The organism is Nostoc paludosum FACHB-159 (genome assembly GCF_014698835.1).
Lineage (GTDB): Bacteria > Cyanobacteriota > Cyanobacteriia > Cyanobacteriales > Nostocaceae > Nostoc > Nostoc paludosum.
In genome coordinates this window covers 1-23,706 of the sequence record NZ_JACJTU010000079.1, presented here as the reverse complement: position 1 = coordinate 23,706, position 23,706 = coordinate 1, and the positions used below count along the sequence as shown (strand labels likewise).

General features: G+C 39.8%; 21 protein-coding genes and 1 pseudogene. 11 read left to right on the top strand and 11 right to left on the bottom strand.

Features of this window, described 5'->3' with window-relative positions; translation table 11 throughout:
- The 4 genes from H6H03_RS36240 to H6H03_RS36225 all read left to right on the top strand — a co-directional run.
- Positions 1-1,146, top strand: a 1,146-nt coding sequence (locus H6H03_RS36240; protein WP_190959841.1) for a type IV secretory system conjugative DNA transfer family protein, incomplete at its 5' end; no start/stop codon positions are given.
- A gap of 469 nt (positions 1,147-1,615) precedes the next feature.
- Positions 1,616-2,107, top strand: a complete 492-nt coding sequence (locus H6H03_RS36235; RefSeq protein WP_190959840.1) for a relaxase/mobilization nuclease domain-containing protein — start codon at positions 1,616-1,618, stop codon at positions 2,105-2,107.
- A 248-nt stretch (positions 2,108-2,355) separates the two neighbouring features.
- The gene (locus H6H03_RS40895; protein WP_242058163.1) at positions 2,356-6,309 is read left to right on the top strand and encodes a DUF3854 domain-containing protein; all 3,954 of its coding nucleotides are present in this window, start codon (positions 2,356-2,358) and stop codon (positions 6,307-6,309) included.
- 5 nt (positions 6,310-6,314) lie between these two features.
- A complete protein-coding gene (locus tag H6H03_RS36225) occupies positions 6,315-7,091 on the top strand; it encodes a hypothetical protein (protein WP_190959839.1) in 777 nt (258 codons plus the stop codon).
- On the opposite strand, the gene H6H03_RS36220 is transcribed toward H6H03_RS36225, so the two are convergent.
- Together H6H03_RS36220 and H6H03_RS36215 are read right to left on the bottom strand one after the other, a co-directional pair.
- Positions 7,088-7,330 carry a hypothetical protein gene (locus tag H6H03_RS36220; protein ID WP_190959838.1) on the bottom strand — a complete coding sequence of 81 codons (243 nt, stop codon included), beginning with the start codon at positions 7,328-7,330 and terminating at the stop codon, positions 7,088-7,090. The genes H6H03_RS36225 and H6H03_RS36220 overlap by 4 nt on opposite strands.
- A gap of 174 nt (positions 7,331-7,504) precedes the next feature.
- A complete protein-coding gene (locus H6H03_RS36215) occupies positions 7,505-8,275 on the bottom strand; it encodes a sensor histidine kinase (RefSeq protein ID WP_190959837.1) in 771 nt (256 codons plus the stop codon).
- Between the two features lie 423 nt (positions 8,276-8,698).
- On the opposite strand from H6H03_RS36215, the gene H6H03_RS36210 reads away from it, so the two are divergent.
- Positions 8,699-9,352 (top strand): response regulator transcription factor, encoded by a 654-nt coding sequence (locus tag H6H03_RS36210; protein ID WP_190959836.1) that lies wholly within the window; start codon positions 8,699-8,701, stop codon positions 9,350-9,352.
- Here the strand turns inward: H6H03_RS36210 and H6H03_RS36205 are convergent, their stop codons facing one another.
- The 7 genes from H6H03_RS36205 to mobV form a co-directional block, all read right to left on the bottom strand.
- Positions 9,353-10,069 carry a DUF6753 family protein gene (locus tag H6H03_RS36205; protein WP_242065758.1) on the bottom strand — a complete coding sequence of 239 codons (717 nt, stop codon included), beginning with the start codon at positions 10,067-10,069 and terminating at the stop codon, positions 9,353-9,355.
- Positions 10,070-10,137: 68 nt separating this feature from the next.
- Positions 10,138-10,836 carry a hypothetical protein gene (locus H6H03_RS36200; protein ID WP_190959835.1) on the bottom strand — a complete coding sequence of 233 codons (699 nt, stop codon included), beginning with the start codon at positions 10,834-10,836 and terminating at the stop codon, positions 10,138-10,140.
- Positions 10,837-10,954: 118 nt separating this feature from the next.
- Positions 10,955-11,926 carry a nucleotide-binding protein gene (locus H6H03_RS36195; protein WP_190959834.1) on the bottom strand — a complete coding sequence of 324 codons (972 nt, stop codon included), beginning with the start codon at positions 11,924-11,926 and terminating at the stop codon, positions 10,955-10,957.
- 32 nt (positions 11,927-11,958) lie between these two features.
- Complete coding sequence (locus H6H03_RS36190; RefSeq protein ID WP_190959833.1) at positions 11,959-12,285, bottom strand: hypothetical protein; 327 nt, start codon at positions 12,283-12,285, stop codon at positions 11,959-11,961.
- Between the two features lie 100 nt (positions 12,286-12,385).
- The gene (locus H6H03_RS36185) at positions 12,386-12,979 is read right to left on the bottom strand and encodes a DUF192 domain-containing protein (RefSeq protein WP_190959832.1); all 594 of its coding nucleotides are present in this window, start codon (positions 12,977-12,979) and stop codon (positions 12,386-12,388) included.
- 2 nt (positions 12,980-12,981) lie between these two features.
- Positions 12,982-14,604: an ATP-binding protein gene (locus tag H6H03_RS36180; RefSeq protein ID WP_190959831.1), complete on the bottom strand. Its 1,623-nt coding sequence runs from the start codon at positions 14,602-14,604 to the stop codon at positions 12,982-12,984.
- Positions 14,605-14,712: 108 nt separating this feature from the next.
- Complete coding sequence (mobV, locus tag H6H03_RS36175; RefSeq protein WP_190959830.1) at positions 14,713-16,419, bottom strand: MobV family relaxase; 1,707 nt, start codon at positions 16,417-16,419, stop codon at positions 14,713-14,715.
- Between the two features lie 1,127 nt (positions 16,420-17,546).
- Here mobV and H6H03_RS36170 point away from each other — a divergent pair.
- On the top strand, positions 17,547-18,014 hold the full coding sequence (locus H6H03_RS36170; RefSeq protein WP_190959829.1) for a hypothetical protein: 468 nt from the start codon (positions 17,547-17,549) through the stop codon (positions 18,012-18,014).
- A 51-nt stretch (positions 18,015-18,065) separates the two neighbouring features.
- Entirely contained in the window at positions 18,066-19,304 is a 1,239-nt protein-coding gene (locus tag H6H03_RS36165; RefSeq protein WP_190959828.1) for a hypothetical protein, read from the top strand.
- A gap of 33 nt (positions 19,305-19,337) precedes the next feature.
- On the opposite strand, the gene H6H03_RS36160 is transcribed toward H6H03_RS36165, so the two are convergent.
- Positions 19,338-19,538 (bottom strand): hypothetical protein, encoded by a 201-nt coding sequence (locus H6H03_RS36160; protein WP_190959827.1) that lies wholly within the window; start codon positions 19,536-19,538, stop codon positions 19,338-19,340.
- An 8-nt stretch (positions 19,539-19,546) separates the two neighbouring features.
- Between H6H03_RS36160 and H6H03_RS36155 the strand changes: the two genes are divergently transcribed.
- From H6H03_RS36155 to H6H03_RS36145, 3 genes are all read left to right on the top strand, one after another.
- A complete protein-coding gene (locus H6H03_RS36155; RefSeq protein ID WP_190959826.1) occupies positions 19,547-20,746 on the top strand; it encodes an AIPR family protein in 1,200 nt (399 codons plus the stop codon).
- Position 20,747: 1 nt separating this feature from the next.
- Entirely contained in the window at positions 20,748-21,158 is a 411-nt protein-coding gene (locus H6H03_RS36150) for a hypothetical protein (RefSeq protein ID WP_190959825.1), read from the top strand.
- A 438-nt stretch (positions 21,159-21,596) separates the two neighbouring features.
- Positions 21,597-21,980 (top strand): hypothetical protein, encoded by a 384-nt coding sequence (locus tag H6H03_RS36145; RefSeq protein WP_190959824.1) that lies wholly within the window; start codon positions 21,597-21,599, stop codon positions 21,978-21,980.
- A gap of 79 nt (positions 21,981-22,059) precedes the next feature.
- Here the strand turns inward: H6H03_RS36145 and H6H03_RS36140 are convergent, their stop codons facing one another.
- Positions 22,060-22,593: a hypothetical protein gene (locus H6H03_RS36140; RefSeq protein ID WP_190959823.1), complete on the bottom strand. Its 534-nt coding sequence runs from the start codon at positions 22,591-22,593 to the stop codon at positions 22,060-22,062.
- Positions 22,594-22,642: 49 nt separating this feature from the next.
- On the opposite strand from H6H03_RS36140, the pseudogene H6H03_RS36135 reads away from it, so the two are divergent.
- A pseudogene (locus H6H03_RS36135) lies at positions 22,643-23,706 on the top strand (hypothetical protein); the annotation flags it as partial.

Sequence of the window (23,706 nt, the reverse complement as noted above, 5' to 3'; positions counted from 1 at the left end):
AACAAGAATTTTCGACTTTTGGGCAATTCTACTGAGGACGGTTTCTTTGGCCCTTCAGGGGATCAGCTGACTCAAGCAATATTGATGTTAGCTAAAGAGTTCGGTCAGTTCGCAGATGTTATGACTTGCGCCGCCATACTTTCTAGCGAACAAATGGTCAAACGCCTCATGGCTGCTTCTCTCAATCCTTGGGTCAAAATTGCCTTTGGTCAACTGTTCAGTTCTGCTGCATCTGAAAAGACTGTTGCAGGCATTGTCGCTACCGCCAGTATTATGTTTACTCGCTTTATGGCGAAAAATACCTTGGGCTGTTTCATCGGTAAGACAACTTTACCTTTGGAAATCAAGGGTAAGCAGATGATTATTTTTGGGTTGGACAGAGAACGCCGAGATGCAGTAGGGCCTCTCATGACCAGCATTTTACACATGACCATCGCCCGTAACATTGCCAAAAAGCGACTTGACCCACTCATCGTTGCACTGGACGAATTACCCTCGATTTACTTACCTGACCTCTACAGGTGGCTCAATGAATCACGTTCTGAGGGCTTCTGCGGTATTATCGGCTTCCAAAATATGGGGCAGCTTGAGAAAAACTACGGTAAAGATATCGCTAAGGCTATCCTCGGTGCTTGCAGCACTAAGTTCATATTCAATCCTGGTGAGAACGAGTCGGCGCAATTATTCTCCAACTTCTTAGGTGATGAAGAGATTAAGTACAAGCAAAAAAGTCGTTCTACTGGTAGTAAAAATAATAGCACTAGTATTAGCGACCAAGAAAAAACTAGAAAGCTTTTTGAATCGGCTCAATTTCTCAAACTAATTGCTGGCAAATGTGTTTTTATTAATCCTGCTTATGCTAATAGAAAGGAGGGGTCTGTTCCTTTACTCAAAACTATCAAAATTAATGAGTTACTCAAAAATATTGAGAAATATAATCAACTTAAATGGGCAAGGATTGTCACTTTACTAGCTAGGAAAAGTACACAAAGATTTCCCTCTGGGCAAGATTTAGCTTTGCGAGTTAAGCAAGTTGAGTCACGCTTCCCCATTCCCCAAAATTCTCAAGCTTCTACTAATCCTAATCTGACATCAAAAGATGTTGACAGTATGGTTAATCAAGTTCCTTCTGATGTCGGGTTTTAACAAGAAAGGCAGAGGGCAGAGGGCTTTATTGATTTATCCCTTTTCCCGAATGCCCGATAGCGAAGCGTTAGCGACGCAGGAGCGTCAAGTCGCTTTGCTCCAATTAAAAATTAAAGACAATTAGTGGGGGCTTGAACCCACCACTAATTGAAGAGCGCTAAATTGAAGCGCTAAATTGAAAATTTAGCGGTGGCTTGAAACCCAAAATTCATTAATTAATTCAAAATTATTCTTATTATTCCTACGTGAATTTTGAATTTTGCATTTTGAATTCAAAAAAGGTCACCCTCTCTTGCACCGTTCGCGAACGCTAACGCAATTAAAAAACACAAGATCTAGCAAAGCTTTGGGAGGGGAGCATCTGTATCAGATTTTTCGTGAAATGGTATAAGTCCCCCACCATATTGCATACCTTCTGCCTTCTGCCTTCTGCCTTCTTCACTATCAAGCACACAATGATATAAGAATTATGAAAATAATTATTGAAGAATTGAAGATTGATAATTTTGGCTTCATTGAAACTTTATCCCAACAGTATATTCTCGCCAATGGTAGTTTGATCGATATTAATCATCCCCTGTCTCGGATTATTGATGACTTTAATACCTTATCTGGTACTAGACCAAAGCTGAAAAATTTGGGTATATATACTCTCATCAGTTTAAAAAACATTTATATTCAACTAAATCAAGAATCTTGCCTGAAAATTGTTGACCAATATATTCACGGTATCGGCTGGCATGATTTGCAATATATCTGTTTTTTAGATATTCGCAAGAGCAATATTTATATTCATATTATTTTTAATCGCGTTACACCCCAAGGCAAGCTCATCGATATCAAATGCTTGGGGGCTAACTGGCAACAATATGAGGTTCTGCGTCAATCTTGTTCTCTGATCATCGACAACCCCGTTCATAACAAATATTTGCAAAGACAATTCTGCAACTGTTGTGGTTAACCGAACCGTATTACCAAAAATTGGAGAATATAGATTAAAGAAAAGCGGATTGGAATATTACCAAAACAAAAAACAAGTCGCAGGTTGCAAGTCGCAAGTCGCAAGTAAAAGAAACAACTTTAGCTATGGGTTTCAAGCCCACTTTAAACAAGTCGCAGGTTACTTGCGACTTGTTTTGACCCTTTAATATCAACAATAAATCTACAATCTACATTCTCCAATCTGTAATCATTGACACCCTAAGAAATATGTTTGACGAAAGGCATTTACAACTAACTTCTGCTTATGCTCATAGCAGTGAGTATTTTATCCGTAATGTGATTTATCCTCTAGCTAAATATATTGATGAATATATTAAGCAGAAAGTTGAAGCTTCTATTAATAAAAGGCTGTATTGGGAGACTGGGAAACAGACTTATGCCATGAGCCGGGATGGGAACGGTGGGTGGAAGTGGGAAAAGTATGACCCAAAGTACAACGAGTTTGTGACTACTACTGCTTCCGAACAACAACAAGCAGCTTCCATGCTTACTAGCTTTATCTTTGAGGGCGTAACGGGGACTACTGCAAATGAAAGTGTGGCGCAAAACCCTAGATCATCTGGGAATGAACAACTCACAGAAGATTTAGTTATCGTCGATCAAAACATCATAGCTGAAACTGAGCAAGCTAATTCTCTTGACAACCAAACTGTTGTTACCCACCAAAAACCTGATGGTAAAATCGGATTTTCAGTTATTGATGAGAAAACTAATAAAGTAGTTGTCGATGAAAAGTTTATTCTGGAACTTCAAGCAGATATTAATAAGTATTTAGCTGAATGTTTTAGCACATGGCGAATTAATCAGTCCGCTTTCAAACAAGACTTAGGAGCAAAACCCCTAAAAATTGATAAACATTTAGCTGAAATTTTAAAGAGAGCTTTTTCCTCTCAAACACCACAAATTCAAACTAACAATAACCAATTAAATCTACACAGTGGTCAAGATATTCCACCAGCCCCCGCGCACATAGATACACAGCACTGGCAAGAACTAGTAGGAAAAAGTGCCATCGCCCCTGGCATTGCCGAAATGAATTTTAAAAGTTTGCACATTGACCCGATAGAACAGGAACATCAGGCATGGGAACATCTGTTGTACAGCGACAAAATTAAACGCCTCAATACAGGGCAATTGTCTAAGGGGTGGCGTGACGCATATTCTCATATTGAAGCTGGTGGTTGGTGGTGTAAGTCTGGTGTAGATCCTACCCAGTTCAAGCAGTTAGCACCAGCAGCGAAACCAAGTTGGAAAGCTTGGGGTTGCTATAAGCCCAACCAACCGCGACCAAAAATAGAGAACAAAGATGGTAAATCTGTAGTGATTGGCGGAAAATTCACCAAATACGAGCATCCACCGGGAGTTGAAAAGAGCATCTTCCTACTTGATGTCCCAAAAGATATTGCACAAAGTATTTACGAAAAAGTGGGAGTAAACCCCACCGATAGCGATGCAAAGCGTGGATTTTGGTACTGCGTTTGGAAGCACAACATTCCCATCACCATTACTGAGGGGGCCAAAAAAGCAGCCAGTCTGTTAAGCCAAGGTCATGCAGCAATTGGGCTAGCGGGAATTAACGGCGGCTACTATAAAACCAATAATCAGCTTAAAAATCCTATTGACAATAAAATTAACACAGAGGAAAGTGAGCAGGATGCAACACTTGTTGCCATAGAGTCAGATCAAATTGAGGCTATTGATGACAACGAAATTGAAGCACTGGAAAATCAAGCACCCGACGAAATTGACACCCATGACGCTAAAAACAATGCTACCCACTTTTTGCATCCTGAGTTAGCAGTTTTTGCTACTACGGGGCGAGACTTCAAAATCTGCTTTGACTTTGACACTGCCCTCAAAACCAAGAACAATGTTGATGCTGCCACTTTGCGTACTGGACAATTGCTAGAGGAGGCAGGTTGCAAAGTGAGTGTGATTTCTCTACCTGGGCCAGATAAAGGCGTGGATGATTTTATCGTCGCTCAAAAGAGTGAAGCTTTTGCACAATTACACGCCCAAGCCTTACCCTTAGAACAATGGGATGATAAACGCCATCTGGAATTACGCTCAAATATCAAGTTAAAAGATGGCACGGTGCGAAAAGTTGGTCAAAAAGATCGGACTGTTGCAATTGCACAGGATAATGTAGCACTCCAAACACCAATTAACCAATCTAAGCAAGAGAATTTAATTACTCAAACACCTTCCTCATCGTCTGCTGAATCTAGTCAACTACGACAGCAATATCTATCAGCAAATCAAACTACTCCAGCACCCGCATCTGATACAAGGCAACAGTACAACGATACCGTTGCACCAGTATCAACCGACAACAAGCAATCTCCGCCGTCAAATACTACCAACGAAACATCTGACGCTACAAACAAGCAACAATCACTACCGAATACAACAGCCCAGAATCAATCAGCCTCCCAAAACCAACAACCAACCAATTCACAAACCGACTTCCCTTCAGAGCAAACAGAAATTGATGCTGGTTCATTTAGCTGGTTTCCTTGGAAGAGGAACAAATCAATAATTCAAGAAGGCAGGAGGCAGAGGGCAGAGGGCAGAAGGAACCAATTGTCAGGGGATTGTGACCCCTCCCAATTGGAAGCTCCCAAATCAAAGATTTGGGAGAGGCTTCAGACCCTTACTCCTTTGGGTCGTGGGCAGAGGGCAGGAGACATTCCTTCTGCCTCCTGCCTCCTGCCCTCTGCCTTTTCCAGTGAAACTCCTCCCCTAAAACCAATTCCCAATTGGGCTAAAACACAGGATGTTATCCTTTACCAGGACAACTACCGACGACGACAACTTGAGGATAAAGAAAATCAAGCGATCGCACAGGCGGCTGTTGCCTTAGTCAAAAAATACGGTGTGGCAACCAAGGACAATCAGCTAACTTACCAAGCCGATGCTTTCACGATCAACAAAAAAGGCGAAGATTACACTATTTACCGCCGCCACGATGGTAAGCCGTTGATGACCTTCATGGCAGATCGTTGGAGCCAGGTGCGGCGGGTGAATCTGGCTCAAGATTTTAATACCGAAAATTATCCTATTAATATCCTGCCTGTTGAGAGGCAAGAATTTTTATTGGTCGCAGATTATCTCAAATCTGGTAAACAATTACCTTCAGTGGATGATGACCCACGTAAAATTGCTTGTGTCTTGAGTTCGGTTTCACCTAGTGGCACACACAATATTTTAGAAAGTTTCAAACAACCTCAAGTGTTACAAATCATGATGGGTGCTATCCGTAACTTTGAGAAAGATGACTTAATCTTGGGTAATTACCGCATTCTCTTTCAGCAAGAGTCAAACGGAAAGTCTTCACTACAGCTATTCAAAACTGAACTTGGGGGTTTGCTCACTAGGGAGGCTGTTCGGTTTGAATTTGAGAAAACCGAAACTGGGATGACTCACCAAGTCACAAAAATGGCCATTGATGAGAGTGACTTGCAAAAGTTGGGTTTGCTGGCACAAAAACTGCATATTAATTATAAAGCTTTGTTCGGCGACCCTAATGATACCCGTGACATTGATTTGCCTGTTCACCCTGCCATTAAGAGTCAATTGCAAAAATTAGAAGGTAAACAGGCAAATCCTTTTCCACTTACGTCTGACTCGGTGAGTTCGCTACTATCAGGACAAGAGGATAAGGTGCAGGCGGCAGCTTTCAAGGGAGAAATTTCCTCTTTTGTGCCGCCTGCACCATACCCACTTGTCTCAAGCGCCTCACCAACAGATGCTACAGTGTTAGCCGGAGCAACCGACCAAACAAGTGAAAATTTTCAGCCAGATTCCCATCTGCAAAAATTACAGTCCCCCTTAGAACAACGCACGCAAACACAACCTGATGCGAAACAGAGTTTATCTAACTTATTAAATAAACTCTCCGAGACAAGTCTACTCACTATTGGCGAACAGCGTCACCTTTACCAAGAACTTCTAATTCAAAGTCAGCTTCAACGCGATAATTTAGGCACAACTGATATCTCCCTCCCGCCTCTTAATGATATTCTTGAGGATTTGTTTAAGCAGCGTCAGCAGATTATTAACCAGACTTATACTCCCAAAGTTAAAGTACACCAAAAATCTCAACAAAAATCTCACACTCCACAACAACCTGTTACTAATTCACAAGAATTAGAACTGTAATACCTATGCAATCTAACTCAGTGCCCCAAACAATTAGTCTCATCAACCGCGATAGTAGTCTATCAGATAACCAATTAGCCTACAGACTGGCGCTGATGATGGAGAAATACCCACATACACCTTCACAATCAATACAGTCAACCCCCGCACTAAACACGACAGAGCAGGAAAATATTATTAGTGAGATGAGAACAACTCTATCTCTTACACAAAATGTTCAAAGTATTGAAGATTACAGGCGCTCTCTCAAGAATAAATACCTCAAGGAGTACACACAAAAATTGGGGTTATCTCAAGCTGACACCCCAGAACACAATAGTTCCAGAGTTGAAAATTTAATCAATGAGAAGAAAAATACTTTCTTACAACAGATGTTAGATGAAGAAGGGGCTTTGTTGCCTTTAGTCGATAGCCAACAGCCAACACCAAAGGAAAGTGAAAATAACCAGGTTGTCAAAAAATCTCTGATTCCGGCGCTGATGAATATTGTCATGACCAAGGGACACAATACTAATGGCGGACGAATTTATGAGGGCATCGCTTATCGATTGCAACTATTAATGAGAGAGGGGATGCAGCGTCTGACTGTTTGGCGCAAAAGTGATAATCAGTCGGCTTTTAGTGCTTACAAAACTGATAGTAACGAAGAATACAAGGTTATCCACAACAACCTTTCACCACAAGAAACACAAAAGCTGATCGACTTTGATATTAGGCAACAACAGCAACAACCACAGCAACAACAAAACGAGCGATCTCCTGACGGCCCAGAACTAGACTAACTAAAATACCCTACAAACAACCCAAGAATGTACACGCTTACCAAGATATAGCGCTTAGTCACCCGCTCGAATTGTGACCAGGGTGAGATGATGACAGCTAATACTATATAAAACAATGCTTGTAGAAAATCGTTGTGCCCCAGTTTGATGATTGCCGCTATCATCAAAGCTGCAAAAATTAGAAATTCCACCCCTGTTTCAATCCTGTCCCAAAGTTGAACATCATATAGGTAACGCATCTTGTAACCTCTTTTAGAAATCGGAAGTCAGAAGTCGTTCGTCTGAAGTCAGAAATTAAACTCAAAACTTCTGACTTTCGATCTCACACTTCATACTTCTTCTTGTCTCACCATAATTGTGATCTTTCTGCATGATTAAAATTAGGAGCTTCAAACCTTTTTAAACTCAAAACTTCAGACGAACGATCTCCGACTTCCGACTTGTTTTGGTGATTTGGGCAACATCCTACCATCAACCCCATACATCTCGCCATCTTTGTAAGGAAATATGATGGTGAATTTGGTTCCTTGTGTGACTACCGAATCTACCCTCATAGTCAGTCCGTGAGCATAAGCCACCATCGAGGCAATATACAACCCAATTCCTCTGCCCGGCTTATCAGATACCCTACTCTGGGGCGCTCTCCAAAACGGAATAAATATATTTGATAGTTGTTCGGCGGCAATCCCTATGCCCGTATCTTCAATCTCAATAATTAAATCATCACCTTGATTGAGCAGTCTTACGAATATATCTCCTGTAAGAGTGTACTTAATAGCATTAGTTATAATATTGCATAACATTCTGTCAATACTTATACTATCACCTCGTACTTGCGTTCCATGCTTGTATGATACTTGTGTTTGATAGTGCAGATTCAAGGAGTAATACTGCGCTATTGGCTTGAATTGGGAATAGTTTTTTTGTAAAATATCTAACACATCAAACTCAGTTACACTAACTACTCCAAGTTCTTCATAGACTCTCCTTGATTCAATTAAGTCCACTCCTCGCTTATTTGTCTGGAGTAGAGCTATTAGAAACGGCCTGATTTCTTCTAACGAGCGCCCATAAGCACCATCAATTATTTGATTCACAATTAAAGATGCTCCTTCAAAAGCGTTTGACACATCATGCAATAGAGCTGATAAATCTAACTGTTTGCTGAAAACTTCTTTCTGCATAACTATGCTACTAATGATAGATTGTGGTTTGTGCTACTTCTAGTTATAAATAGTAATTTTGCTTTAATTTTTAGATTTTTTTGATTTGAGGTGACAAAAGCCTTTTCTACAACCAGCTTTTAGGATTAATAAATTCGGTGGGTTGAAATCCCCCGGTTCTATAATCGGTCAGTTTTCTAGTGGGGTCTGTCTTACAAAGTTCAGATCGGAGGAAACCTCCGCTCTGACTTTGCGCTAAATCCCCATTACAAAACTGTACTTCAGACGAACGACTTCAGACGAACGACTTCTTTAATACTTTTTTATTCTGAACTAACTTTTTGATTGAATAGTAGATTTTATCTTTCTCTACACAAAAAGTAAAATACTTAACATGAATAACTATGTTATAAATATTTAGTCATCTTATAATCGAAACGATCTATGATTCGATTAGCGCTCATTGAGGATGAAGAACTAATTAGGTTGGGAATCACTACTGCTATCAATCAACAACCAGATATGCAAATGGTCGGCGTTGCTCGTACTGGTATTGAAGGGGTTAATTTAGTTAAGGAATTAAATCCCGATGTGATTTTAGTGGATATTGGTTTACCCGACATATCTGGGGTAGAAGTGATTAAACAGGTCAAACTCAATAGCAACACTAAAGTTGTTGTTCTTTCTTCCCATTCTTCTTTTTGCACTGTTCAATCAGCTTTAAATGCCGGGGCTGATTCTTACCTTCTCAAAAAGAACAATGTTCCTCTTTTGTTAGAAGCCATTAAAACAACTTTTTATGACCAGAAGTGTTTTTTTGACCCTTATATTAGCCAACGAAATTTTTTTTACCAACAGAAAATAAAGGGTAAGACTTATCAAGATAATCTTACTGACACAGAAATCCAAATTGTTTCTTTGATGGCAGCCGGTCTTTCTAATAAACTGATTGCCGAGCAGTTATTTATTACTGAAAGTACCGTCAAAGGGCATGTTAACAAGATTTTTGCTAAGTTGGATGTCAGCGATCGCGTCAATGCTTTGATTGAGGCTAGTAAACTGGGGTACATCGAACAAGATTACCTTCAGGTAGGTTAGCTACTTACTTACTTGAATTAAACAATAGCCTTGGGTTTTACTGTGCTGTGTTTGACAGGCTTCAATTGCTGCTTGATTTTTTAAGATGATTTGATACATCTGCTTACCCTCTTGGGATTTTGCCCATTGGAGAATCTTAAGATCGTTACGTGAGACTACTACTGACTGATCCGTTCCTATATTTTGCACCAGATTCCATGTGGTCAGCGAACCCAACAAGGTACTGCCAGCCGCTACTAATCCACACACAAGAGATACTGTTCCTAATCCCCAGCCGGACTGCACTTTCATGCCTGTGCCGATGGGCTTGCTTTTTTTGATCTCATCACGCACGGCACTAGAGACAACTGTATAATGCATAGACTCAGCTTGTTTGCTTGTCTTCTCCAATTTTTGGTCTATCAGTGCCGCCCACGCTTCTATCATTGCCTCCATTCTTGCCTGGAGGTCTATGATCGTTTCTTCATATCTGCCCAGCGTCGCCATCATCCTAAACGTTGGATCGTCTGGTGTAATTCCTAGTTGATATGCCCCTTCAACTATGCGTTTTTGTTCTGATGGGGAGTAGCCTTGTAATGTGTCTTGTAGTGTCATAAAGTAGGGTGTAGGGTGTAGGGGGTTGGGTGTAGGGTGAATGGCACGCTTGTTAAGCACAAACCCTTGATATAACTGGATGAGAGGGTGCGGGGTGTGGGGTTGCAGGTATTGGGGAATCAAGAAAATGTTCAACTCCTTGACGCAACTAAAATTTAATTGTCTTAAACACTACACCCTAATTTTGGTCATCAATCAAGCCCTAGATATTTAATAGCCAAATTGTTATTCATCACTGAATCACGAAACTTTTTAATCCACTGAAAAATGAAGCTTCTCCAAAATAAAATTATTGAGAGATCCTGGCAGACTTGTGAATATGGTTTATCAGCCTTCTCCATCGCTTGATAATGATTCCGATGTAGAGCCATTAATTCTACTTCTGTACCTCCTATTATTAACAGCTTTCCCCGTATTTTCTCTTCATATTCTCTAAATTCTGGTGCAAAATGGTAATTTTTCACTACCACGTAGTTAGCGTTATTAGTCGCGTTTTGGATGATTGCATTTAAGTAATATATACAGTCTTCTCTGTGAGAAATAGGTTGAAGAAATGTTAAATTCCAACCAAACTTTACTACAACCTCAAATAAACTAGCACTCTCGATATATTGAATTATTTTTTCAATATCTTGTCCGGGCATATCAACAATCATCACATCTAACTCAGGATGATTTAAGTCATCTATTATTGCATCAGCATCGTCATTTGATAAATTAAACTTCTTAATGGTTGCTATATGTTCATAAGCCTGAAATACAGGGAATGATTCTTGGTTATAAACCTTTATCCGTTTTCCTTGTTGGGCTAACATTTCTAGCAATAGCTTGATAACTGTAGACTTCCCCACCCGCGCATTTCCTACAGTTATAATCATTCTTTTTGACATCTTTATTTCCTAGCTATCGGCTCAATATAAATCAGAAGTTAATTCAAACTACTAGACTTCTGATTTTTATTAATACTTCCGACTTCCGACTTCCAACTTCCGACTTCATTTTTTATTCCTATTCAGTTAAAATCTTATCTATGCCAAATAAATCTTTTATTGGCTTTATTTGCCCTTGAAAATTGTTCAACCAGCTGAAAATTCTACCAAATACAGAAGGATATTCATCTTGTTCAAGTCCTTGTTTAAATGTCAGATTTTTAACATCTAAATAATCATAGGATTTTTTCGCTAGTTTTGGCATAGTTATACTTGTAAAACTACGATCTTTTGCTTTTAATTGCTGCTGTATTTTTTTGATTTCTTGTGAATTATCATAAAAAGTAAATTGTTCCGCCTCTCCGTAAAACAAATTTTTTACGATTACATAATCAACATTATCACCACAGAAACTATATAGTTCTAGCAGTTGATTTATACAATCAATTATTGTGCTAATAACTACTACTATAGTTACCCGCATTTTACATTTATCATTGACTACGCCTAAAAACCCCATCTCGGTTATTAAAATTTTTAGAGTTGGCATAAATTGTGATGGCGTTTCTAGTAGTATCAAAGATTGTGACTCTTGATTCTCCCCTGATTCTTTTGGTTTTGGATAGACTAATTCTTTTAAATTATCTACAAATTCGTCTAATTTATCTGAGTTAGATATATCTAAACGTTGAATGTTTGCATGTTTTTCATAAAATCTGATCAAATGTGGATTAGAATTATCCGCGTCTAACCCGACAAATTTTACTGCGTTATTTATGTAAGTTTGCGCTAATCCTCTCGCAAACGTTGATTTACCAACACCTCCTTTATCTCCTGTCACCATTACTAATCTTCTTAGTTGTTCTGGGTTATTTTTATTGTTATTATTCCCATTATTGTCTGTGTTTGCTAAATTTTTAGGTTTTGTATTAATAGGAACTTTTTGCGCCGTATCGTTAGACAATGGCTTATTTGGCTCTGTGTTACTAGTGCTTATTTCTGGCAAAGTGCTACTCATATTTTGGTCGTTTTCTTCAATGTGAAATGTCATTTGCTTTGATTCCTTTTGATGTTTATTATTTTTTACAAGTACTGTCTTGGAAATAGCGGTCGGATTGTAGTTCTTACCCAATGCACAAATTTATTAATCAAGTCTGCTTTGACAATCGTCTTCAAGCTATTGATGGCTGTAACATTTAAAGTTTTTATTTTTACTACCTCTTCTTCAATAACTACATAACGTTCTTGAGTGTGAATATTCATCAGTACTATTTTTTCGTTATTTAATTCTGCTGCAACGATGTTGAACACATCTTCGGTAAATATCTCTAGCCCTAATGGGGTAGAGATTACCCGCACCGTGCTACCCAAAGGGTGATCGAATTCCCAGTATGTCCATACTCTTCCCATAAATAGATTGCCATATTTGATTCAACACACGAAGCTATTTAGGTACTGTTTTTTTCAGTACTATGGTTTCTTGATTTTTAAAAAATACGTTATACAATTACTAGCGATCATTTTTGGTTCTCAAAGAATTGCCTCTGTCAAGACTGATATTATTCTTAGGCAAAACTGATAACGGTTGGATGTTAAGCCTATCGCCAACCTTGATATTGGCAGCGCCTGTTGCTAGCTCTAGCACTTGATTGGCAACTTTCCCCTTGTAGATGGGGCAAGGGTTTTTGTAGCACGGTTTGGCATTGTAAACCGCAGTTGTCACCACATTGTCCTTAAGATAAAAGATGTCTAATGGAAAATTTACCTTGTACATCCAGAAAGGCACGTTGTAAATTTCTTCTCCCAAATTGAATAACATTCCGCGATCGCCTACGGTGGGCGGAACGCCATCGCCGTTTAAGGATGCTCGAAATTTCAGCCCTTTCTCTAATTGCTCTGGTGTAGAGGCAACTTCTAGCTTAAATGTGCGGTTATTATGGGTGAGAATGTGCGTAACTGGTAAATCCTGGGGACGAGTTTGGACGTAACCGCTAGCTACAGTGCTAATGATAATTGATACTCCAGCGATCGGGCCTAGTATGTTCAGTAACTTGAAAGCAGCAACGTATAAATCCTTCTGATTAGGAATTTTAAGAATTTGCATAATTATCCAAAAATATCAACATTGCCGAGACTATATATAGATGAATCGATAGAGCTAGATGGTTGACCTTGCAAAGCCGCAATGTTACGCATACTTTCAACTCGGTCAGCTTCGCGGATGGCCAGAGGATTCATACTCTGCCTTGCAGCCAGCAATGCCGACAATTGAATTAAGAGCGGTGGCAGTTTCTCAAGGGGTAAAACATCATCACCGAACATTCGGCAAAAAGTAGAGACGGCGGCACGTTCCACAATTACCCCGATTTCGGCTCCGACACACCGTTGTGTGGCTTTGAGCAACCTTTTCCACTCATCTTCAGTGTAAGCATCACCTCCATTATGGAAACGAGCATCAAATCGGGCTAAGTGAATTTTGAATATTTCGTGCCGTTCGCCATAGTTTGGGAGATCCACCTTAAAAATCTCGTCGAAGCGTCCGCTTCTTGTTAGCTCTGGTGGTAGCCATTGAATATTGTTAGCCGAAGCGATAATTAAAACCTCACTAGTACGTTCTTGCATCCAGGTCAAAAGCATACCAGCTAGTCGCTTGGATAAATCATCATCTCCAGCGAATCCCTTATCAAAGTCATCTAAGTATAATATTATACGATTAATTCGGTCTACGAGTGCGAGTAAATTCTTGAGCTTATATTCAGCTAAATTACCATAACTGCGGAAACTACCCCACTCTAAGATAATTAGTGGCAGTCCTAATTGTGCAGAACTTGCTTTAGCCGAGTAAGATTTTCCTGTCCCCGGCGGCCCGATTAGTAAAATCCCTTTGGGTAAGCGAAGATTATAGGCTTTTGCCAGTGTTGTCAACAAACGTTTGTATGTTTTAAACGCCTCTTGCATCAGTTCCAGCCCCCCGATAGCTGTAGCCGGAGGCTGGAGGAATTCAATACTGTAAATCCGCTTCAACAGTTCAATTTTGTAAACCGAAAGTTTTTCTACTAACTCATCTGGTGTAATTTCACGATCTGCGAACGCTTGTCGAATACCGTAGTCAATATCTGCCAAGTACATTCCCACACCAGCGCTCGCAGTCGCATGAATTTCAACTTGACTATAATCAGATAATACTTGGAGTAAGTGAGTTTTAATTTCCTCAATATTTGGTAATTGTTGCACAATGGTGGGAACTTCGGGGGCAATATCAGATGACACAGTAGCGTTTGACCCTAAGAGAATCGCTGTCTTGTTGCAAGAGTGATTGTACAGCTTCAGGTTAATCAAAGCTGACTTGATCCACTCAGAAGTCAGGAAGAAATCGGGGTCAGTGTTGGACTCTCCCAACCAGGGGAATATGCCCTCCAGTATGAGAATGCCCTGTAAGTCGGTAGTTTTCCAAAACCGTAGAATTTCAAAGTAATGTTCGCGTCGATTTTTAGCGATCGCTTGGTATTGTTCAACTGTTTGTAAAGCCAGAGTCTCCTGATTGACAACTAACTGGTGTAACCCATCATCTTCTAGTGTCCACAAGTAACAGTTAACGTCCAGAGGAAGGCATTCACAAGCTAGGTTAGTTAGAAAGGAGAGCCTTTCTTGCAATGGAGATTCGATAGCAATCAGCTTATTGTTAAGTTTGATTAGGTCAAATACTTGCTTTATTAACTCATTAGTCATCAGAGTTTTAGCTAAATTTCACCCCAATATTATTGAGAGCTAAAACTCTTTACTAGCTACTTTGGTACTGAAAAAATCGGTACTATAGTAGCTTGACTTTTTTTGCAACTATAGCTCTAATTCTTGATTATTTTGTTGTGAGTGTCGTTGTTGTAATTGACGGGAGAAATTGACTAACTGCGTATTCCAATCCCCAGTTTCGCACGCTCGTAACTTCGAGTGTGGCAGTAGTTGTTTAACAGCGCGTGCCGCAGTTGTTTGGGTAAAAGCTACCTGTACATGAGCAACATTACGTAATCTTTCAGATGGTAAACTTTTTGGGTCAGACACTGCCATGTAAAGTGTTCTGTTCTCTGGTATTCCTTTAACGTGATATTCCAGCATGGCTAGTGAAATAGCATCAATGGGAGATTCACACAGCACGGCAATAGATGTTTTATCAGTAGGCTTTTTCCCCAAAGTAAAGTAAAACCAACTATCACGGCGAAGTGTACCTAACTCATAACCAGAGAATTGATTTACTGTCCCTTCTAAAAATGCCCCTTTGGTATTCCTGTCAAGATCTCGCATCACAAACACCGCATTTGCTTTTGAATCAGCGTAAACTAGCCCCTGGTTGTGAAGCATTTGTACGCAATCAGAAGGTATGCCTCGTTTCTCTTTGAGGTAATGTTCTACTTCCTGCCACTGTTTCTTATCCTCAACGGGTGGAGTGAATTTGGGTGCTGATTCAGTTTGGATAATAACAGCAGCAACTTTTTGAGCGTGTGCGTGAGCTGCCCTTTGAGCGCCAACTTCACCAAATCTCTCCCCCAGCCATGCGATCGCTGCTGTTTGGTTACATTTATTAACGTGCTTGACTAAATCAACAGCACTATTACCTCCTAATGAAGAACCATTACCAAAGTCAGTAAATTGAGAGCCATCTATATTAATGATGTGGTTTCGTCCTACCCATTCATTTCCTTTACGCCATAGTCCTAACTCCCAAGCAACATCATCCAAAGCTAAATCAGTTGACCATTCGGTAAGCTTTTTTATTGATTGATTATCTTGTTCTAATTGTGCAATTCGTCGTCGTAACTGTTCATTTTCAAGTGCTAGAGCTTTGGCTGTAGCTTCCATCTCTTGCTTACGCTGATTGGCTCTGTCCCTGTCGGCAGCTTTAGCCTTCAATTGCGCTGTACTTAGCTCATCAACTTCTAAGTCGCGGCCCTGTTCCACAATACGGTAAAAGTCCTTGATATCCTGGTGCTGGGCTTTACTGCCCTTGATCCCACGCTCCAGCCCAATTAACCGCATCGTGTTGTAGTAAGAATCTTGAAACGCATGAATTTTCTGCCGTCCGTCAAAGAAGTGATTGCAGCGTAGCTGTCCCTCATCATCCAGAGGCACAAAATAAGCGTGAATGTGGGGTGTGGCTTCATCCAGGTGTAACTCGGCTCTCACTATGCGAGATCCATACTCATCAGCTAACCACTCGTGAGTTGCTTCCGCCCAATCATCCAACTTTTGGGGTTCATAGTAACCGGCTTTGGTGGGGCAGTCGGGACGGAAATAACTGGGCGATGCACTCAACAATAACTCCACGCAGTACACTGCATCAGTGCGAATCTTCCGCTTCTGCTCATGTTCCCCTATCTTGGCTAAGACTAAATCCTCTAGTCGTTCCTCTGGGTCGAGGCTACCGATGAACCGAATATTTTTTTGAGTGGGATCTGCATTAGGGGTTTCTCTTTCTCTTGCGGTGTGAGATGCACTCCCTGATATGTTACCCCGCTTTAATTTTTTTAATCGAGCGATCGCGTATGCCATTTTTTCTCTACACTAAAATTTGGAAATACAAGTTTTTGTGCTGACTGGCTGAGAAACAAATATTACTCAAATTATTGCTGTTTTTTCTCGATTTCACGCCACTTTTTTAGCCAAATCGCTCAAATGCAAAAATGGGCAAAAAACCGTAGTAAGTACGACTATTCTAAGCCGCCCTACAGCATTTCACGGGCAATTCTCCCGCTATCCCCAAGATTCCCTTAGTAGCATAGTCACTCTTAACACTATTTTAGTCTAAGTAGAGAACATCCGATTTTCTGTGATTTGGACTAAAAAACCAGGCAATAGCAAGGCTTTCGGGCTGTTTATTTGTCAATAAGTCTTGATTAATGAGAATTAATGGGCTGCTCACAGAATTTTTCGAGAATTACTCAAGAGTAAAATAGTTGGCAACGGAATTTTTTGGCAGCCGCTAGAAGTTAATCAGTGCTAATTTGTAATTTTTAGTAGTTTTTTTTGTAGCACAAAGAGAAAAAACAGTTTTTTTGAAGTGCAATTGGAACAAGATTGTAGTACGTATTCTCAATAATTTTGAAGTTATTGAGAATGAAAATAATACTAAAGGTAGGCTAGATGCTAGTATTAGCAAGGGTTGTATCGATTTATTTTCAAAAAAAGGGAGTCCAAAATAGGTGTCAGACTACAGTTGTTTAACACCTATTTTGGACTTTCAAAAATGTCAGAAAAAGATAACAAATCTGCATTTTTAGTCCTATAAAGGTGGTGGATAACACCTATGTAGGTGCTATTTATGACTTTTTTTGCATAGTGATTTACGCTACATTTTCCACACGTAAAACAACAGTAACCCCACTTGTTTAGTAGGGTTTGCTAAGAATTATAAAAGTTAGCGAAAAAAGTTATGAGTGAGTGAATATTGCCGAGAGTTTGGTGAAGTAATTTTCAATTGATACTGCTTAATAATATATAACAATTGTTCGACAAAAGTTTCTTTTGAATATTTAGAGCAAATTTGAGAATCAATGGTAGGTGAAAGAAGGAAAATGAAAACTTTTAATAATTAAATACTTGCTCCTAACCAAGCTAAAGAATAAAAAATGTAATAATTGTCAGATATCTGTGTTGCTATAGTTAGAGTTTGAAAAACTATGAGTGAGCCAAAACAGAAAGTAATTTCCATTAAAAGACCAAATGATAGTACTGATGGAAAAGTAATTAACTACTTACAATCTCATCCATTTGAATTTGGAATGGATCTTCCCGAATTAGTTATGTTTACGCTCAAAGTGTACTGGCTGCCCATGACACTGATTTCTTTAGGAGTCAGAGGTGAAAGACTTAAGCAAACGGGAATTTGGGTGATTGGACATTTGGAAGCACAAATTAGCTCTATACGGCGAATGTGTGAAATTGATAATGACCCAGTGGCAATAAATTCTCTAATTAAACCTCAAATCGCCATTACAGCATCATCCGACAAGGCATCCATCTTAGGAGATATATCCCAAACAAGGCAGTTAAACTCTGATAATTATCAACAAGAAGATGAATTGATACAGATGGAAGTTCCAGAAGAAGTAAAACAGGCCAATCGGATGTTGGGTTGGAATGGTTGAAACAACCAACACTAGAGAAATCTTAAGTTTTGTTAAACAAGGAATAGAAAGATGAATAGGAAAAGCAACTCGGACTCCAAAGAGTACACAAAAGTTGCATTAACACTTGATTTAGGGGCGAGTACAGCTAAAGCTTTAGCACAGGTGTATCCAGATGGAGTACCAATAGTAATACCAATGGAGCCGGAGATAGCAGATGTAGGCTACGGTTCAATTGAGTTTTTATCAAGCCAATCCTCAGTGCAAGACAACACAGTGTGGATTGGTATTGGTGAAGAATATTATGTCTTAGGAGCGCTGTCAAAAAGTATGTTTGCTGGGTCATCAGCAATAAAAGACTTGAAATACAAATATGCCATGCCAAAGATAGCCGCATTGATGTGGTTAGCTTGTCGTCGTTTGGGATTGGGGGTAAAAGACGATTTGGAGATTTATTTACAGATATTACTGCCACCTGGGGAAATAGCAGATGCTAATCATTTAGGCAGACAACTCTTACAGGCATTTAAGATGGGTGTAAAAACACCAACAGGGAAGTTCAAATGCAAAATCCGAAGTTTTAATGGGGCTTTAGAAGGGTCTGGAATCTTGGCGTATCGCAGTCGTAATGTCAACGTCAACTATTTTCAAAAGAATATAGGAATGTTGATGTTGGGGTATAGGAATGCTAGTTTCACACTTTCAATGAAAGGTAACTCATCAAAAGCGGAATCGACAGATTTAGGGATGAATTGGATAGTAAGCCAATTTGTTGAGAGAACTGCTGTAGGCTTATCTAAAGAAGATTCACGTTTAATTAGGGCAATAGTAGAAGCGGGAGAAGGAGATTTTGATTCATTGCGCCGATTATCGCGGAAAAATAAACAACAAGATATAAATCTGGATGTGGAATTGTTTCGGAAGATATTACCGCTAGTTTGTGAAGAATACACCCGTGCCTTACTACGATGGGTAAAAGGTATAGCTGTCATGGATGAGGTGCTAATTTGTGGGGGGACAGCAACTTTTGTACGTCACGAGCTAACCCAACATTTTGAAAGCGTTGGCATTCCCATTTGCTGGAATGGTGGGATGGAGCTTCCTAAATATCTGGACACAATGGGATTAGGAGATAGAGTATCTGATGTTTGGGGATGTCACATTAGTCATATCAAAATGCTGGATTTTAATTTAAAATATGACCGCCAAGATAAACCTTTAGTCCCTGATTATTATGTTCAGCCACCCTCTCCTTCGTCGGTAGCCTATATGAGAACTAAAAATGGATATTTAACTAGCAATTTCTTTTAACCCCAAGGCTTGCAATGGAGTAACAACTCTTGCTTAGATGCTGTCTGATGTTAGACACAATGTCTGTCTAACATCGCCAAAGCTTGTGCCTTTTAGGGCTTGGCTTTGAATGGTGTTTCCCAGGCTCTCGCCTTCACAAAGGGGTGGAGCATCGTCGCGCAACTCCACTCCTGTCAATGTATTTTCATAGCGGTGGACAAAATTAGTAAATCGACAATTTTTGTTGTGAATCAAGGAAAAATATGCCGAAAAATTGGACGTTGAAAGTAGACCAATATATCAATGCAAATTCCAACTGCATTATCGCTACCGCCGATGTAGATAGTTTTCCAACCGACCTACCACTAGAACCAAATATCCGCGAACCAAACCTTAAAAGCTCAACATACAGACAAATCTTTGATTCATTGACCAGCGAACCAGAAAAATTCTTTCAAAGAAATAACGGAATTGTACTGTGTGTTAATAAGGTTAAGCCGAAAAACAAGACTGAGCTAGAGTTAGAAATACTGCAAACAAACGAAGGTGGTAACGATGGCATTATTAATGGTGGACATAGTGTTTCAGCCTTTGAGCAAGCAAGAAAGTTTAAATATGACCTCACTAAAGCCAGGGTCAAAGTCACAATTCATATTGGGCTAAGTGAAGACGAAGCTAAAGACATCGCTCTAGCATCCAACACCTCAGCCCCAGTGGATGCCCGGTCAAAGGTAAACGCTAGAGGTGATTACAAATTCATTAAGCAGTTTTTAGGACAATTGGAGATGGAGGAAGAAACGAAATTCCGCATTGCCTACTATCAAAACCAAAGCGGTGCGCCCAAAAGTCCACAGTGCAATGTCAACCATTTGATTAAGTTGATGAACTGTTTGGACAGGAACAAGTACAACCCTAACAAGAGTAAAGGCAAACACCCTCCTGTCAGCAATAATCCGTCTTTAAGTGATGCCGAAAGGCAAAGGCTGTCGAAACTGTTACCGCTACTGCCCAAAGGGCTGTGGATTGAGCAAAGGTTATTTCAAATAATCGAAGAACACATCACCAACCCCAGAAAGAAAGGAACTATTGACCTCGCCTCTATTGACGCGCGTAAGAGCACGCTATTGCCCGACAGCCGCTATTCATTTGGCTTTGGTGCGCCGGCTGATATTGCCATGCCCATCGTTGCTGCCTATCGGGTGTTTTTGGATGAGAATTACAACTGGATAATACCTTTTGATGAATTCGCTCTTGATTTTCTACAACATCTGTGGGCTAACTATTACAAGAAATACTTGGTGTCAGAGAAACTGGCTGGCAATACAGTTGGGAGTAAAATCTGCCGCAATCCTGTAATTTGGGATAATCTCTACGTTTGTGCCCAAAGCTACCTGAATCAACAGTTGCTGGCGATGGTTAGCTCAAACAACAACAAGCGTGAAGAACTGAAATTAGCGAATTAATATGCCAGAAAATACACAATTACAAGTACAAGAATTAGCACAATTCGCCCAAGAACAACAATTCAATGAGCAATATCGCCAGTATTTTGGAGATGTTTGGAACGAAGCTGGGGTAAAGGATATCTCCAAAATGACCATCCCTGATGCACAACAGACATTGAAAGTTTTGGCTAATAGTGAAGCATCGCCTCAATTCATCAAATCCTTACTAGCACAAGCAGCAATTGATGGTGCGCCGTCGGAAGTTTTGGAGTATTTTTTGAGTAGTGACATTGATAGCGATGGGCGGACTCTAGCACAGGAAATATTTCAAGACGGCACAAATCCACTCTCTGCGGATACACCCCAACCTTCACCCAAGGCACAGGTTATATCTCCATCTCCAACTGAAGATTTGGAATGGCAAATCTAACATATATTTGCTAATTTTCCTAGCTACGTCAGTACTGAAAAAATCAGTACTGACGTAGCTAGTTCTTTTTTGAAAGGCTATATAAACTTCTTGAGTTAGGTATAGAGTTCCATATTTCAAGAAGCACAGTAGGGTGTAGTTGACCTTTTTTGAATTCAAAATGCAAAATTCAAAATTCAAAATGAAGAATAAAAATAATTTTGAATTGATTAATTTTGGGTACAAGCCCCCACTGAACACAGTTCAGTGGTCTTCAATCAGTGGTGGGTTCAAGCCCCCATTGATTGTCTTTAATTTTTAATTTTGAATTTTTAATTTTGAATTGGAGCGTACCCCTACGGGGAAGCAAGCTACGCGCAGCGTCTCGTAGAGAAGCGACTTGACTTATCGATTGCACCTGTTCCCTCAACTAACTCAACAATTAAATGAGGCCATAATATGACTTTATTGGGTATTGAAAAACCAACCGATACAACCCAAGTAAAACTGTGGGACGAGGGCGATTTATCTACAAGCTCTCGTCGCCGAGAACAATTAGAAATTCTCTTGTGCCAAAAAGTCCAAAAGGGAGAAGACCCTGCCTTATGCGAACAAGTGTTGAAATATTTGTATTTCTCCTTATATGAACAGAACCTCCATCGCATTGCTGTCCAGAAGGAAAAAGATAAGTCGGTATTTGCCACCGTACAGCAAGTTTTTATTACATCCTTCGCTATTTTAGGAATGTTTGCGTTCCTTGCCGCCGCTGGCAACAAGTCAATTGTGCGATTACCTACGATGGAACATGGCTCATCGCCTGCAATAGAACGACAGGCTCCCTAGTTTAGAAATTGAGCAATACAAAAGCTGAAAGCATGTGACGACAACACTTTCAGCTTGCCTAAAATTCTAAAGATTTATGTCAAAACCAAGGTGTATCTTTATCAAATGGCAGTGAGCTTGGTTCTTCACAGTTTTGTAAGTCTTGTTCCATTTGTTCGCGGCGTTGGGTATAGGTTCTGCTGGCATACATTCTGCTATTCATTTGTTGTTGTCCGAAGTTGATGCCTTGTTGTGCATATCTAGCAGAAACTTTGTTATAGTTATCGACTTCAATTTTCTTGCGTCGCTCCATCTGTTCAAGCCATCCCTCGCTGATGCCCATTTTCAAAGCTGATTGAATATATTCAGGCTTGAGAGAACCGTCTGGGTTGAATTCTCTTTTCTCTTGTTCAGTAAAGAAATCATAGGCTGTGTACACCGGCCACGGTTCTGGATCAGTTTCGTCCAGGTGCTTCCAAAGGTCATATCTTACTTTTAGTCTTTGAGCGTAATCATCGATGGCCTCTGGAATCATTCCGCTAGACAGCATTTCAGTTCTAGCTTCTTCTTTTAATGTTCCATCTGGGTTGAATTCCTTCTTGTGCATGTTTATCCAACGTTTAATTCTCGACATAAAAACCTCCTGAAACATTAATTAAATTTGTTTAAATTACTAAAATTTTATGACTCTTGATTTGAAGCATTTTGATCCCAGATTAAATCAATGGATTCATATAGACAATGACAGAACTAATACTCAGTCAATTTTAACTGAGAAATTAGATAGCACTTTACTAGAATCTTACTTTCCTAATAAACATTTCTCCTTCGGACACTCAGATGAATACAATACAGCAGAAGAACTGACCAATCATCCAGATGGGCATACTTTATTGCTATCTTCTAAAACTCGGTTACTTTATGGAGAAAGGGAATGCCTTGAAGATATTCAAAAAATCTGTCCGGATTGTAAAGACCGGGGAGCTTACGGTTCAATCTTTCTTGGTGCTTGTGAAAATGCAATCAACGAGCAGCTAAATATTTTAGTAGTAAATGACGCTAATGATGACAAGGCTGGTGAGAATGGAGGTATCCTCTCAAATGATTTGGCATATAAATTAGTCGGGGATTGTTATGGACAAATTTCTACTGAACTTTACGATAAACTAACTAAAAGAGAATCACAAGTAGATCGAAGCTACCGCATAATCCAACATCGGTTTGGTTGGAAAGAAGGAGAGGGTGAAGACACTACTAAATATCGCTTTGGTAAAGGAACATTACGCCCTTATAATTTAGACGATATAAAATATGCAGATCCCAACAATAAACCCAAAATAGATATAATCCTTCCTGTTAGCAGCTTCAAAGGAACAGACAAGGATAGGCCCTCTGGCCCAACCAAACCTAAAATCAAGCCAGGGCTATATCAGCAAAAAATTTGGTTAGGTGAAAAAGCGCAATCTCACAAAGGTCAGATGTCCATTTCGCAATTACTGGCATCTTTTCCTCAAGGGCTGAAAGATTTTATCGAGGAATTAGAAGCACAAGCTCAAAAGCTAGCAGAAATCCAAAATGACCCCAGGAAAGTTGCACAGCTTTATTGCGAGGAATACGAAAGGCGTAAAAAATCAACTAGCCAAAGTACAGAACAAGGAGCGATAAAGCAAGAACCTTCTATTAGTAGCTTGAGCGTAAATGAAGAGTTACAGCCAGGTGAGGAATTGGATGAAGACAATGTTAACGA